General features: G+C 33.9%; 12 protein-coding genes and 1 tRNA gene. 6 read left to right on the plus strand and 7 right to left on the minus strand.

Annotation, left to right across the window (positions count from 1 at the left end; translation table 11 throughout):
* Positions 1–4 precede the first annotated feature (4 nt).
* The 5 genes from ftsA to ASC72_RS19380 all read left to right on the plus strand — a co-directional run bounded on the left by ftsA (position 5) and on the right by ASC72_RS19380 (position 5,519).
* A complete protein-coding gene (gene ftsA, locus ASC72_RS19360) occupies positions 5–1,429 on the plus strand; it encodes a cell division protein FtsA (RefSeq protein WP_056194729.1) in 1,425 nt (474 codons plus the stop codon).
* A gap of 84 nt (positions 1,430–1,513) precedes the next feature.
* Positions 1,514–3,511, plus strand: coding sequence for a cell division protein FtsZ (gene ftsZ / locus ASC72_RS19365; protein ID WP_056194731.1), 1,998 nt, complete (start codon positions 1,514–1,516; stop codon positions 3,509–3,511).
* Between the two features lie 201 nt (positions 3,512–3,712).
* A complete protein-coding gene (locus ASC72_RS19370) occupies positions 3,713–4,162 on the plus strand; it encodes a GatB/YqeY domain-containing protein (protein WP_056194734.1) in 450 nt (149 codons plus the stop codon).
* Positions 4,163–4,234: 72 nt separating this feature from the next.
* Positions 4,235–4,308, plus strand: a tRNA-Arg gene (locus ASC72_RS19375).
* Between the two features lie 269 nt (positions 4,309–4,577).
* Positions 4,578–5,519, plus strand: a complete 942-nt coding sequence (locus tag ASC72_RS19380; RefSeq protein WP_056194735.1) for a GyrI-like domain-containing protein — start codon at positions 4,578–4,580, stop codon at positions 5,517–5,519.
* 352 nt (positions 5,520–5,871) lie between these two features.
* Here ASC72_RS19380 and ASC72_RS19385 read toward each other — a convergent pair whose 3' ends face one another.
* Positions 5,872–6,330: a hypothetical protein gene (locus tag ASC72_RS19385; RefSeq protein WP_056194738.1), complete on the minus strand. Its 459-nt coding sequence runs from the start codon at positions 6,328–6,330 to the stop codon at positions 5,872–5,874.
* Positions 6,331–6,876: 546 nt separating this feature from the next.
* Here ASC72_RS19385 and ASC72_RS19390 point away from each other — a divergent pair.
* Positions 6,877–7,695 carry a hypothetical protein gene (locus ASC72_RS19390; protein ID WP_056194741.1) on the plus strand — a complete coding sequence of 273 codons (819 nt, stop codon included), beginning with the start codon at positions 6,877–6,879 and terminating at the stop codon, positions 7,693–7,695.
* 170 nt (positions 7,696–7,865) lie between these two features.
* Here the strand turns inward: ASC72_RS19390 and ASC72_RS19395 are convergent, their stop codons facing one another.
* The 6 genes from ASC72_RS19395 to ASC72_RS19430 all read right to left on the minus strand — a co-directional run bounded on the left by ASC72_RS19395 (position 7,866) and on the right by ASC72_RS19430 (position 15,087).
* Complete coding sequence (locus ASC72_RS19395; RefSeq protein WP_056194743.1) at positions 7,866–8,051, minus strand: hypothetical protein; 186 nt, start codon at positions 8,049–8,051, stop codon at positions 7,866–7,868.
* A gap of 356 nt (positions 8,052–8,407) precedes the next feature.
* On the minus strand, positions 8,408–11,620 hold the full coding sequence (locus tag ASC72_RS19405) for a VIT domain-containing protein (RefSeq protein WP_056194750.1): 3,213 nt from the start codon (positions 11,618–11,620) through the stop codon (positions 8,408–8,410).
* Between the two features lie 303 nt (positions 11,621–11,923).
* On the minus strand, positions 11,924–12,670 hold the full coding sequence (locus tag ASC72_RS19415; protein ID WP_056194755.1) for a hypothetical protein: 747 nt from the start codon (positions 12,668–12,670) through the stop codon (positions 11,924–11,926).
* Between the two features lie 161 nt (positions 12,671–12,831).
* Complete coding sequence (locus ASC72_RS19420; protein WP_056194758.1) at positions 12,832–13,713, minus strand: hypothetical protein; 882 nt, start codon at positions 13,711–13,713, stop codon at positions 12,832–12,834.
* Positions 13,714–13,844: 131 nt separating this feature from the next.
* The gene (locus tag ASC72_RS19425; protein ID WP_056194761.1) at positions 13,845–14,309 is read right to left on the minus strand and encodes a DUF962 domain-containing protein; all 465 of its coding nucleotides are present in this window, start codon (positions 14,307–14,309) and stop codon (positions 13,845–13,847) included.
* A gap of 76 nt (positions 14,310–14,385) precedes the next feature.
* Complete coding sequence (locus ASC72_RS19430) at positions 14,386–15,087, minus strand: hypothetical protein (RefSeq protein ID WP_056194763.1); 702 nt, start codon at positions 15,085–15,087, stop codon at positions 14,386–14,388.
* Positions 15,088–15,341: the final 254 nt, after the last annotated feature.

Here is a 15,341-nt window from a genome sequence, read left to right on the forward strand (position 1 = left end):
GAAAATGGAAAAAGATAACATTGCAGTAGGTCTAGATATTGGAACAACCAAAATAGTTGCCATGATAGGCAAGAAGAACGAGTATGGCAAGTTGGAAATTTTGGGTATTGGTAAATCCAAAAGTTTGGGTGTTGCGAGAGGTGTTGTAAACAACATTACGCAAACGATCCAATCAATTCAACAAGCTATTTTAGAGGCAGAAAATAATTCAGGTTATAAAATTAAAGATGTGGTGGTAGGTATTGCCGGACAGCACATCAGAAGTATTCAGCATACAGATTACATCAGCCGTAGTAATCCGGAAGAAGTAATTGGCGAAAAAGATATTCAACTTTTGATTGACCAGGTAAATAAACTGGCCATGTTACCGGGAGAAGAAATCATTCACGTTTTGCCGCAAGAATTTAAAATTGACGGACAATCTGAAATTAAGGAACCAATCGGAATGTACGGTGGAAGACTGGAGTCTAGTTTTCACGTTGTAGTAGGACAGGCTTCTTCTATCAGAAACGTTGGAAGATGTATTCAGAGTTCAGGAATCGAATTATCAGGATTGACATTAGAGCCATTGGCTTCGGCAGATGCTGTTTTGAGTCAGGAAGAAAAAGAAGCCGGTGTTGCGCTTATCGATATTGGTGGTGGAACAACAGATTTGGCCATTTTTAAAGACGGAATCATTCGTCATACTGCTGTAATCCCTTTCGGAGGAAATGTAATTACAGAAGACATTAAAGAAGGATGTTCGATTATAGAAAAACAGGCAGAGCTTTTAAAAATAAAATTTGGATCAGCATGGCCGGGTGAAAATAAAGACAACGAAATTGTTTCTATTCCCGGATTAAGAGGTAGAGAACCAAAAGAGATTTCGCTTAAAAACTTATCTAAAATTATCCATGCACGTGTGGTGGAAATTATTGAACAGGTTTTTGCAGAAATTAAAGCTTATGGACACGAAGATCCCCGTAAAAAATTAATTGCAGGAATCGTTCTTACAGGTGGTGGAGCTCAACTAAAGCACATCAAACAATTAGTAGAGTACATTACCGGAATGGACACCAGAATAGGATATCCGAATGAGCATTTAGCAGGAAATTCAAGCGAAGAAATTTCGAGCCCATTGTTTGCAACTGCAGTTGGTTTGGTAATGAACAGCATCGAGAATAGCACACAAAGTGCTGTTAGAATGGAGTTGGTTAACGAACAGCCAAAGGTGGTGTACAGAAATGTTCCGCCACAGGCACAGCAACCGGTACAACAACGATACGAAGTGGAGGAAAACTACGTTGAAAGAGTAGAAGCTATAGAGCAGTCAAGAGAAGTTAGAAATAATACTACTGTTGAAGCAGAATCTACCGAAACAAAAATAAGAAGATCATTTTTTGATCGTTATGTCGATAAAATCAAAGATTTTTTAGACAACGCAGAATAAAATAGTAATAAACGAAAAGGATTACTTTTTGCCCCAAGTCAAGAAGTAAAAAATGTATTTAATAAGAATTTCAAAACCAAAAAGATGATGAGCAACTCAGAATTTGGAAGTATTTCATTTGATTTACCAAAAAACCAATCAAATGTAATCAAGGTAATAGGTGTAGGTGGAGGCGGAAGTAATGCAATCAACCACATGTTCAAACAAGGTATTAAAGGGGTAGATTTTATCGTTTGTAATACAGACTCACAAGCACTTCAGAATAGTGCTGTACCAAATAAAATTCAGTTAGGGATGAACTTAACAGAGGGTCTTGGAGCAGGAGCAAATCCAGATGTAGGGCAACAATCTGCTATTGAAAGTATCGCCGATATTGAAAAAATGTTAGACCGTGGTACTAAAATGGTATTTATCACCGCTGGTATGGGTGGTGGAACAGGTACAGGTGCGGCTCCGGTAATTGCGCAATTAGCAAAAGAAAGAGAGATTTTAACGGTTGGTATCGTAACAATTCCGTTTCAGTTTGAAGGTAAAGTTCGTCAGGAACAAGCGCTTTTAGGAATCGAAAAATTACGTAAACAAGTCGATTCGTTAATTGTAATCAATAATAACAAGTTAAGAGAAGTATACGGAAATCTTGGTTTTAAAGCCGGATTCTCTAAAGCGGATGAAGTTTTGGCAACGGCCTCCAGAGGTATTGCTGAAGTAATTACACACCACTATACTCAAAATATCGATTTACGTGACGCCAAAACTGTTTTGTCAAACAGTGGAACTGCGATCATGGGATCTTCTGTTGCTACAGGTGAAAACAGAGCGAAAGAAGCTATTATTTCAGCATTGGATTCTCCGTTATTAAACGACAACAAAATTACAGGAGCCAAAAACGTATTGTTGCTTATCGTTTCTGGATCTAATGAGATCACGCTTGATGAAATTGGAGAAATCAACGATCATATCCAGGCAGAAGCAGGTTATAACGCTAATATTATCATGGGAGTTGGTGAAGACGAAACTCTTGGTGAGGCTATTGCAGTAACTATTATTGCGACTGGTTTTGATGTTGAACAACAAAATGAAATTGTAAATACAGAACCTAAAAAAATTATTCATACGTTAGAAGATGAGCAAAGAAGTGTTCATAATCTAACGAATAAAACGGTTACATCTTTTGATTTAAATGCTGAAACACCTACTGCGAAATCAGAAGAAAAAGTTGTTTTTGATTTAATGGAAGATGAGCCTTTTGCTAATACTCATAATCCTCTAGTTCCAACTCCTGTTGCTCCAGTTGCAGTTGCTCCAACTATCAATCAGGAAGAGTTAGTGGTGATGTCAGAGTTTATCAAAAATCTTGATGTAACCTTTGAAATCGTTTCGCCAATTACAGATATCGATTTTACGATTTCAGCTCCGGCAGCGGAAGCTGTTCAGGAAGTAAAACCAGTTCAGCAAAGAACTTTTGAAAGAGAAGAACAAACGACTTTCTCTTTTGACTTGCCTCTTTTCAGATCTGAGCCGGAAGTTAAAAAAGAACCGGTTGTTGAGGAGAGTAAGATTTTATTCGAATTAACAAACGAAACACGCAATATCAAAGTTAACGACCCTGTACAATTTGTACCGGTAACAGAAGTTGCTGAAAATGGAGTTATCAAATATTCTCTTGAAGAATATATGGAAGTTGAGAATGATTTGATGACGTCTAAACCAATTGAAAAAGTGGTAGAAGATGTTGTTCCTGCAGAATTGAATATTCAGTTAAAACCGAAGGTTGATTTTGCTCAGGAAGCTGATTATGCGACAACTTCAAGTGTTTCTCCAATGGAATTGACTATCGAAGAAACGTTACGTTTGAGAGCTGAAGAAAGAAGAAAGAAACTGAAAGAATTTAACTATAAATTCCATAATAATGTTTCGAGAATTGATGAACTTGAAAAAGAGCCTGCTTACAAAAGATTAGGTATTGATCTTTCAAACAATCAATCGAATACAACCAATTCAAGAATATCTGTTGGTACTGATAGTAATAACGATCTGCAATTGCGTTCAAATAATTCATTTTTGCACGATAACGTAGATTAAGTTTACATTCATAATATTAGGATAACCCGAAAATTGGATTTAATTTTCGGGTTATTTTTTTTATCTTCGCACAGAATTTCGAAATTTGACTTCTTTATTAGACTTTTAAAGTGAATCTTATTATCAGTTTGAGTGAAGTCGAAAACAATTTCAAATAATCACATCATTTATAAGCCTGGCTTATTTAAATAAAATAAAAAAATGAGTTTACAAACATTAATCATGGACGAGATCAAAACCGCCATGAGAGCAAAAGATACAGTTGCATTAGAAGCATTAAGAGCTATTAAATCGGAGATGTTATTGGCTGCAACAGCTACAGGTTCTAAAGAAGAATTAACTGAAGACGATGAAGTTAAATTACTTCAGAGACTTGTTAAAACCCGTAAAGAAAGCGCCAGAATTTTTACAGAACAAAATCGCCCTGATTTAGCTGAACCAGAATTGGCTCAGGTTGCTGTAATCGAGAAATTTTTGCCAGCTCAATTAAGCGAAGAAGAAGTAGAAGCAGTGGTAGCAAAAATCATTGCTGAAACTGGAGCTTCTGGAATTGCTTCAATGGGTAAAGTTATGGGATTAGCTTCTGCTCAATTAGGCGGAACTGCTGAAGGAAAAACCATTTCTGCAATTGTGAAGAAACTTTTAGTATAAAAAATTTTAGATTGCAGAGTTTAGATTTTAGATTCCAATTGGTAATCTAAAATCTAAACTCATAAATCAAACGACCGCGTAGTTCAACTGGATAGAATATCAGATTTCGGCTCTGAGGGTTGGGGGTTCGAACCCCTCCGCGGTCACTAAAAAAAGAAAAAGCCTGAGAATGTTGATTCTCAGGCTTTTTTTATGGGTTCGAAGTTCTCTTGTAATTTTTTTGCTTTTTAAAAGAATACTATTTGTAAGTAATTTTGGTTCGAACCCAACCATTGGGCTTTAATTTTATAGGCACAATAATTTTGTGTTAAAAAATGACTTAAAAAGATTCTATAATACTTCCTAACTTTGTCTTCAATATTCGTTTGCAAATTCAAATAATATTTAATTAATAAGACACTATAGATCAAAACGAATGACAAAAGAAGAGTCTATTAAAGAGTACTACTTTAGAATCAATAAAAGTATAGATTATATTAAAGAAAACCTTCATGAAGAACTTTCTTTAGAAAAACTGGCTATCCTTTCTAATTTCTCAAAATTTCATTTCCATAGAATTTTTAAATCAGTAACAGGGACCACAGTCAATGAGTTTATTAAAAATGCAAAGATAGAAAGAGCTCTATTTTTCTTAATGAACAATCCTTCAAAAACGATTAGTGAAATAGCCAATGATTGTGGTTTTCTAAGCATTTCATCTTTTTCAAGAAGTTTTCGTGAAGTCAAACAAATAACACCAAGTGAATGGCGAAAGCTGTATCAAAATAGCAATATTGGTATAACAGATAGCAATATTGGAAAAATGCAGTCGGAAATCGAAAACTACCTTGCACTCAAATTAAATAATTTAAAAAAGATTGAAATGAGTGAAATTATGAAACTTGATTTTGAAATCAAAAAACTAGAGGCGTTTAATGTTATTTACATCAGAAGTCTCAATATCCACAATCATGATAGCGAAACCTTTGGGGAAATGTTTAAACAGCTTTTTAGCTGGGCTTCTCCCAGAAATTTAGTGAATTTTCCTGAAACCAAAGCATTAACTGTTTATAGAAGTAATGCTAATTTATTAGGAATGCTTCAGGCAGATGTTTGTTTGTCTGTTCCTAAGAAAACAGTGGGAGAAGGGATAATTGGCAGTACAATAATAAGCGGTGGATTATATGCTATTTTTCATAAAGAAGCCCCTATGTCTGAATGTTTTAAAACTTGGAATTATATTTACGAAGTATGGTTTGAAGAAAATGGTTATCAGCCAGATAATAGAAATTTCTTTTTAAGTCATTTAAATGATCCTAAATTACATCCTGAAAACTTTCATATTATTGATATTTATATACCAATTAAATTACTATGATAATTGTGAAATTTATAAACTCCAATAAAATGAAAACTAACTTAATTCAAATTTAATGAAATTATCATTTATTGTCTCATTTTCTTTGACAGGTAACGGTTTGCGATTTAATTTTAGAATGAAGTATTTTTAAGAGAATTCAAATAAGACATTTGGATCAAGGTTTTAATGAAGGAAAAATAGAGATCTGGAATTAATTTTATTTAATATCTTCAGATCTGCCCCATAAAAGATTCGAATTCTGTAGCGTTAGGGTTACTATAAAAAACGAAAGCCTGAGAGTTTTATATTCTTAGGCTTTTTTATGGTTCAAAAATTCTTTCGTTTTTAGAAAACCAGTGTTTGCAAGCAATTATTTTTCACAAATTTCTTTCAGCTTGTCGAGTGCTTTTGGGTAAGTCTCGTTCATATAAGCTACAAAATCTTCAGTTGTGTCTAAGTCAGCAGTAACGGTTGTCGTTCCATTGTTTTCTTGGAAGGTGTAGTTTTCAAATCCGTTTGCCCATTTTTCTACTTCTGGTCCTTCTGTTATTTCCTTATCTCCTTTTAAAAGTGCATAATGTTGAATAGAAACAAATTGGTTAGGAATATTTTCAACTATCCTGGACACCATACCTCCCTTTTCTCCTTTTTCATCTATTCCAATAAATAGAATTTTACTTCCTTTGTCCCAATTTCCTTCATAGGTAGAGGTGGGGTTAAACAATGAAGCCCATTGTTCATATGTTGATTTACTGGTAATGCCAAGCATAATATCATATATCTTGGTTACAGGTGCATTGATGCTTACTTTGAATTGTAACTTTTTCATAATATTAAATATTTGGTTGGAACTAATCTTTCAAATTGTTATGAGCTATAATACTAGCGGTCGTTTTACATAATATATAATGCTCGCACGCTTCAATCAATAGCAGAGTACTTTCTGCTAAACAAAATTATGAAATAAAATAGTAATTCCACTAAATCCGCAAAACGATTGAAGCCTGTGTTAGCTAGGAATTTAATTTTTGATCTGATATTCTGGCTTTGATTTACATAAAAAAACCTTTCTCTAGTTTCAATGCTTTCTATGTATAAGTTTAAAGCCAAAGAGTGTGTATCAACCAATATAATCACTCTTTATAGATGTTTTATTTGCAGATTCAATGTTCACATATAAAATCAGAGTATCTTTACCCATGATTGCGATAAAGAATATGGAGTTGGTTGATTATCTTTCCTCATAACTCAAAATTCTCGTTTCAAGTCATGAAATTATAAAAACAAAATTTTATTAATAAACATTAACTATTGCTAGTTGCATTCCTTTTTAGGTTTTTATTAGTTTTCGCATTCAACCTTAATAAGCCATAATATGACATTAATTTCCAAAGAAAAATTTTCAGAAGCTGCTGGCCTTTCTAAAATTCCTATTCCCGGATTATCTTCTTATTTAATGAAAGTATTGAAAATTAATAATTTAAATACTATTGTAAAAGAGGCCGGTAATCTCGAAGGTGCAGATTTTGCTAATCATGTATTAATGAAAATTGGTGTGAATGTTCAATTTGATGCTGCCGAATTATTAAATATTCCGCGTGAAGGTGCTTTTATAGTTGTTGCAAATCACCCGTATGGAGGTATCGAATCATTAGCTTTATTAAGTACAATTGCGAAAGTACGTCCGGATACAATGTATATGGGAAATTTTTTATTAAAGGAAATTCCAAATCTTGAAAAATGCATTATTGCAGTAAACCCCTTTGAAAATGTGCAAAATTCTGCGAGTATTACGGGATTAAAAATGACACTCAAAGCCTTATCAGAAGGTATTCCTGTCGCAATATTTCCTGCTGGAGAAGTTTCATCTTATGATTTTAAGACAAGTGAAATTACAGATCCGGAGTGGCATCCGGTAGTAGGTAAAATTATCTGTAAGGCAGATGTACCTATTTTGCCAATATATTTTCATGGAAACAATGGTTATTTTTTCAGTATGTTAAAATCAATTCATCCGATGTTGCAAACCTCAAAACTAATCTCGGAACTCTTTAACAAACAAGGACATGCTTTAAAGATGACTATCGGAGAAGCTATTTTTTTAACCAGGGTTAGAGGTAAAGTTTCTGATCCTCTAATGTTAAAAAATCTTAGAAGCAAACTATACGCTCTCAAAAATCAATTACATAATTAAAGGGTTCAGGTCTATTTAATACTTATGACAAACTTTGAAAGTTAAATACTTTTTCTTTCAAGCTTCTATCAAGTCGTTTAAAATCTGAAATCTTCAGGAAAAAGTTTTAAATTCTACACCAATGAATTCACTAAAGCAAAAAACCTATTTCATAATGAAATGGTTTTTTTTTATATCTTTTTCTTAGAATTTTTTACCAGAATAAAAATTGCAAACGCAAAGCAAAGTATGTAAATAACGGCTAATGCCGGTTTCTCAAATTTTAGATTTTCAAAGTCGAATTGCTTGTACAATGTAACGCCTAAAATAATGGCAACAATCCAAAAGATAAAGGTTACTACTTTTTTATTTTCCATGATTTCAATGTTTTATAAATGTGATAATTATTATTTCTATTACAATTTCAAAAATAACGTAATAACGAAGATAGTAAAGAATAAGAAATTATTTATATTTTTTTTGGATATACATGTGATGAAAAACAAGACCTCTCATCTAGCCCCGATAGCAGCGGTATCTCCCGATTTAGAAAAACAAAGTTTTTTAGCCGTAGTTTTTGTTAATCGGGAATATAGCGGATAGCGGGACCAAACGTATTTTGAAAACGAAATTTTTCTGCTCCAAAACAAAAACAAACAGACAAGAAAAAGGTTTTAATTGACATACTTTCATATGTCAATTAAAACCTTTTTCGCTAAAAAAGAATCAATAATTAATCAATCACAACTTCTGCAAGATTTTGATTTTCTTTGATTTTACCAAGCTGAATCGTTTGCAATTTTCGTTCTGTGATTCCATTTTTAGAAGTATAAACTTCAACCATTACTGTTGTTGGGCCATTTTCGGTTAAAGTTCTTTCTCCAAAATAATTCGATTTGATGATGTATTTCCCTTTCACGGCATTTCGTAATAAATATTGTTCCGGACCGTAACCTTGTGTGAAATCTTTAGAGAAACGGGCACCAATTTCGGTATCGCGATGTCCGTAATAACACTCTTCGTTGGTTGGTTCTATAATGTGCAGGTCGATATCTGTATCCATTTGATTCCAGTTTAGGATAATGCGGATCGCAACTGGCATTTTGTTTAGATATTTCTTGTCCAGTTTATCTGTTTTAATGCCGCTGTGTTCCTGAATCATTCTGTTTAAATCCATTAAAATAATATCTTCTACACCAGAATATTGTCCGCTCATTTCACCGAAATAGTTTACTTCTAAAGCCTTGATCAATTCATCAAAAGCAGCCTGATATTGTTTATTATCTTCCAGTGTTAAAGCCAAATCACGGTGCGCCTGTGGTTCCTGCTCTCTCCATTTTGCTACCTGAGTGGCGGTGAACAAAGCATCTTCATACGTTCCCCACTGGCGTAATAGATAAGTCAGCGATTTGTAAAGTTGATGATTCTCTAAACCTAAATCGGCAATATTGCTCAATACTAACAACGCTTTTTCCTTATCGCCATTGTCGTAAAAGTAATTGGCTACATCAAAATAAAAATTCGGATTGTTGATTTGGTCTGTACGTAACTCAAGGTACAAACTGTATCTTTTATCAGCCGGAGCATTGGCCAAAACTTTCAAATAAATTCTGTCCGGATTCCAGGTGTTCACTTTGGTTTGGTTAAAGCTGGAATAACCAACAGTAACATCCAAATTAGAATCTACAACATTTTGATTCTGGATTGCGTTTTCAGAAAGAGGTGCATTGCTAACAGCAACTCCTGCAACTTTTCCGGCCAATGCTTTTTCAACGGTTATATTTGGAGCTGAAATACTCTCCGAACGTACCATCATCGCAGAAGCAGTAGTGTAATTTCTTTTTTCTTTTTTATCTGATTCCTCGTCCTCTTCAACATCATCTCGTCGGCGACTTGTTCCATATCCAACAGTCACAACTTCCTGTAATTCCTGATGGGCACTTCTCAAGGTTATATTGTAATTTCTTCCTCTTCCAACTCTTATCTCCTGCGTCTCCATCCCAATATAACTAACCTGTAGTTTATCGCCACTTACAGCATCAATGCCAAATTTGCCATCAAAATCTGTTTGGGTATTGCGTTTACTACCTTTTACAACAATTGTCGCTCCGGGTAACGGAAGCCCACCTTCGTCTAAAACAACACCTCTTACATTACCAGTAATTTTAGAATTTGATTCTGGTTTCGGAATATTATATTTTGTATTCTTATCCCACCAGGTTTTAAGCTGTTCGTAATAACTGGCGACATTTTCCCAGTTGCTGAATTTTTTTGCCTGTGCGCTGGCCAATTGTTGTTTCATGATATTATCAAATTCGGCTCTCAATTCTGCAGGTGGAATAATGTCATATTGAATATAATCGTGCAGACTTTCTAAAACAATAAGCGAAGTATTTTGCGTTACAATTCCGTATCGTTTTCCCAGCGCTTCAATTTCATCAGCATTTGTTTTATACTGAATTTCAAGATTTGCTATTTTCTTTTGTGCCCACAATTTTTCGATGCTAATTTCTCCGGAAACCGGAATTGTCGCATCAATATGTATTGTTTTTTCTAATACAGTTTTTTCGTCATATCCAAAAAGCAATACCACATCATTTTTGCTTTTCAATGAAATTCCGGCAACGCTAAAGCTTCCTGAAACCGGCGTTCCGGCCATCGGGTATAAATCGGTTACCAGATAATTTTCTTTGATTCCCAGAAATTTCAAACTCTGATACATCAATTTATCATAAGCGTCTTCAATCTTTAACTGATTCAGATTAATGAAATTTCCGCCAGTTTTTATCGCGTTATAATTCAAAAAAGCATAATCTGATGAGCCCAAAGAACTAATCGTATAAATTGGTTTTTTAGTAGTATTTAATAAGTTTGAACTTAAAGAAGATAAGCCATCCGTAAAAAATAAATATTCATCATGAACAGGCAATTTGATTTTTGAGAATCGGGTGCCGCCATCGTAAACCACATTTTCTAAAACTGATTTCAAGGCAGACCAATCTCCGTTTTGAATGGTATAAGTGCTCTTTTTTTCGAAATTATAACCTGCAAGATACAAAGTCACCGATACGTTTTTCAATTGATTAAAATAGGCGGCAAGCAATTGTAGTTCTTTTTTAATATTTCGGTTTTTGCAGCTTAGCGAAACATCCCAAATCAAACCAATGGTATTTGGGTTTTTCTTCAATATTTTAGGACTATCCAAAATTGTATTGGCATAAAAATAATGCTGATCATTAACACTTTGGGCCACAACACTCGGAATTTCAGCACGAATCGGAATCGTGATGACTAATTTATCCTTAAGCTGATAATTCACTTTTTTAATCGAAGTCAGATAAGACTGATTCTGATTTTCTAATGCCAGAATTCCTTCTTCATTCGCAATGGTTGGTGCCGCGGTTGCCCCCAAAACCGCGACGTCCAACTCAAAAACATCCAGTTTCCCGGAATAACTGCTCAACATTTGGTACGATAAATGTGTCGCATCAAAACTGCTTAATTCCTGTTCATATCCAATAATTACGATACGTTCTTTTCCCGGCATCAAAGGATAAATGCGGGTCCTGAAATTATTTCCTTCTACTTTCTCTAATAATCCCGGATCGACACGACGGTGTTCAACAGCTTCAAAAACCTGTTTCCCTTTGTTTTTGTTTACCGGAACCGCTTCACGCATTTTCCCGTTAATATCAATCGCATACCTCGAAACCGAAACCCCTTCCGGTAATGGAAATAGCAGTTCGGCTTCCATTTGGCGATTGGTGCCGTTATAAAAATGCATTTCGGTAGTTGTATAGGCAATATTGCCCACAATTTTTACAGCAACCTTAAGTTGATTCAGTCTCACCAAAGAAGAATCTTTACCTTTTACATTCAGTTGCGGACTTTGAGCCTGAGTAAAAAATCCGAAGAATAATAGCGAAATTAGAAGTACGTTTTTCATAAATGATAGTTTTAAGTTTTCTGGAAGAAACTTCTCTATTACTATAGAGTACTATTTTTATGAAAAGGTTGGGACAACAAAAAACTTCTTTATAAAAAATCTTATAAAGAAGTTTTTTAATTTTTAGTAGTTTTTTCAGGAGCTGTTTCCAGCCATCCGCTATATCTTTTGGGGCGAACCCCGCCCCAAAAGGATGCCGCTCCTGTCTGGGCTAGGGCACTCGTTTTCAAAAGAAATATCTTTTTTATTATTTTATAATACTTTGATTTTACTGTACCATCTAGATTTAACTTCAGAAGAACGTTATTCTTCAAAAACCTTTTCCGTATCCACAGGATTATTTTCCTGATATAGTTTTTTACCAATTTCGCCACTGTCGCCTAAAGCGCGTCCTTTAATTAACCACGCAACTCCGAAAGCAAATAGGGCAAGGGCCTCGAGAATCAAAGTGGAATATCGAAACCATTTTAAAGTCTCAGAAATGGGAACCAGAATTACAAAAACAATGATTGAATAACCACAAAAGCGATAAATATTGTTTTCGTTTAAAATGCTTTTCGGATCTCTGGTTTCATTCTCCTGCCCAATGGTAAAAACATTAATAGCCAATAAAGACATGATTAAAAAAAGTAAAGCTGCAAAACCATAATGAAGCCAGCCCAACCATTTTTCAGGATACGGAATCAGCGTATAAATTTTAGCAGCAAAATCATCCGGATTCATAGGAAACAGCGCCACGCCAATTGCCATAATTCCGGAGATATTGGTCAATAAATTATCATTTTTCCAAAAGGAAGCATTTCCATGACCTTTGTACCGAATCATAAATAACCCGACAGCGGCCAAAGTTCCGGTAAAAATTTCCCTGAGATTAGTGTAATAGTAATTGCTTATAGAAAGCTGAAGTGGTGTTTTAAAAAAAGGAATAAAAGACAAACCAACCAAAAGTATCGGCAGACTGATGCCTAAATACCCAATAGCGCGCCTGATTCTTCTGTAGGTAAAAATATCAAAGCTTTCAATTTTAATTTCTTTGTTGTTTATTTTCATAGCCAGACTATTTGGGTTTTTTGAAAGATAAAGTTAAGAGATTATTGATTAAGTGCTTGATTTTTAACGAATAGTAATGGTTTTTGTGTTATTTTGGCAAAGAAGAAATTTTAGCTCGAAAATAGGGGAACTTTATGTTGGTTTTCTTGAATAAAAATAATTTATGGATAATAAGTGATTTCTCTTTTATAGACATAGACATAATTATTTATATCCGATCCTTTAATCTTTAAAATCCAATTTCCTTGTTTGTCAAAGAGATAAATATTTTTGCAAATTTCATAATCATCATGAAGATAGTTTGTTATAGTGTTCTGATCGTCATAAGTATATTTGTATTTCACTATATAATGATTGTCAGCCTTTGAGCCATGAACTAAGGTTTCTAAAAAATATCCGTCCTTATTGTATTTTATACTTTCTTCTCCCACATATCTTGCAGTTGTTTCCAGTAAATATTTCTTTGTATCAACTTGCTGATTGTCTTCGTTATAATGTACAAAATTGACATAGTGATCTCTAGCCAGAGATTTCATGTCTTTTAACACAGACAAAGGATTCTCAACGTCATATAAAAATGATGTTATTTCGATTACCTCCTTGTCAGTTGCATATAATTTCTTTTCAATTCTTCTGTTTTGGCTGTCATATTTATAACGTATGCCAAAACCTTTTTTTTCTTCTATGTTGATGATATTTAAGTTTTTATCATATGCAAAATGGTGTTCTGAAAATATTTGGTTGGTACCAACTAAATAATTAATCTTAGAAGTTAGAAGTTTCCTGGTGTCAAAGAAAAGTTGATCATGTAGATCGACTTTTAAGTTTTTATTAATGTTTACAGGATCTATTCCGTCTAAATTTTTTTCCTCGTTTTTAAAAATACGTGTATAATTTTTAACAGATTTTACTTTGCCTTTCAATTCAAAACTGTTTAATAAATAGAAATCACTTTCATTAAGTGACATGTTTCTTTTCCAATTAAGGGTATCTCCAGTGGTAAGAAATAGTAATGGAAAAATAAAGACTAAAAGTATTCTCATTTTTTTATGTTATAATATGCTATAAATTAGACTAGGCCTATTCCGTTATGCCCAATTTGTAAAAATAAAAGTTGTGAAAAATCCGTCATAATCCGCGTCATCCGCGTTCCATCTCAAAACAGTTCAAAACCTTACTTTCGGGAAAACAAATTCTCCACAACCCAGGCCGGGCCTATCATTAAAAACTGAAGATCTTTTAAGAATGAAGGTTTTTTGCCTTCAATATTATGTCCGTAGAATTGCCCAATCCAGGCGATCACAAACACGCCAATGGAGAATATCCACAACGGAACAAATTGCCCAATATAATAATTTACAACCAGGCAAATCGCTGAGAAAATCGCAATCTTAATTGCCATGGCAACCGATAACCGAATGTAAAAAATCAGCACAAAAAGCAAAACAACAACAGCCCAATTTTCGATAATTGGGGTATTTAATTTCAAAGTACTGGCAATTATACCACTCGGAATACTCATCAGTAAACCCACTATAGAAAAGTAAATTGCCGGCACGCAAACATAATGAATAGCCTTGTTTTTCGGGTTCTGATGACTTACGGCATATTCTTCAAACCATTGTTCTAATGTTCTCATTTTTTTGGATTTAGGTATGTAAATCTAATAAAATTTCTTTCAGTTTGTCAGGAGCCTGAAAGAATTATACAGGTAATTAAAATATATTATTCGTATCCGTAACCTGAATTAATTTTTTAAATCGGCTTCTGTCATAATCAATTCGGCTGGCTTTTACGGCAATCGGAAAAGAAATGCCCACGTTCGATGTCATTTTTAGCTTATTGAGATTGCTTGTCGAAAAATCGAGTTTGCCTTCAGCGGTATCATTTAGACTGGCAACAAAGGCTGCGTTCAAAGTAAAATCGGTCTCAATATCGACTACAAGATTTTGGGCAAAAACGGTTCCTGTTGTCAATAAAAGATAATTTTGGTTGATGTTTCTTAAAAGAGAAGGATTCGGATGCAGGAAATCGGCACCATAAAAATATTCTTCAAGATTCCCAATCGTATATTCTTTGGTAACCGAATTTCCATAGCTGATCGTTACCGTTTTCCCAGATTGTATTTTTGATGTAATTCCGAATGTTCCGAGTCCGAGCGTTTTCAAAATTTCTCCCAAAAGCGTAATTCCGATATTAAATCCGTATTCGTCTTTTTTGGTATAATCGACATTTAGGGCTGCGTTCTCGATTTCGGTCAAAACAATATCGCTTTTAAAAGCATGGCCGATATTGTCGTAGTAAAGCTGAGCCTCATCAAAAGGTTTTTTTAGCCATAATTGCAATGGTTTATGATTTCTAACTGGTCCTTCAATTAAGTCATAACCTTGTTCGCTTAAAAAATTGGTAAGTTTCATTGTAGAGGTATTTAAAGTTTGTAGTAGTTTGGGTTGTCTGATAAAATTTGTTTTGGTCTAATCTTATTTTTGAAAATAATTAGCTTGTAATATTCTCGTTTATAGGATTTAGCTACTACAAATTTATTAAATTTTTATAAGTTAATTCGCAATTTTATGATTGAATTATATGTTAGGGACTGATAAATAGTAATTTAAAAATGAAGTCAGATTCAAAGACAAAAATTATTCGAAATTGTGAATATCTATTTCAC

Origin of the sequence: Flavobacterium sp. Root420 (genome assembly GCF_001427905.1) — a bacterium.
Classification (GTDB): domain Bacteria; phylum Bacteroidota; class Bacteroidia; order Flavobacteriales; family Flavobacteriaceae; genus Flavobacterium.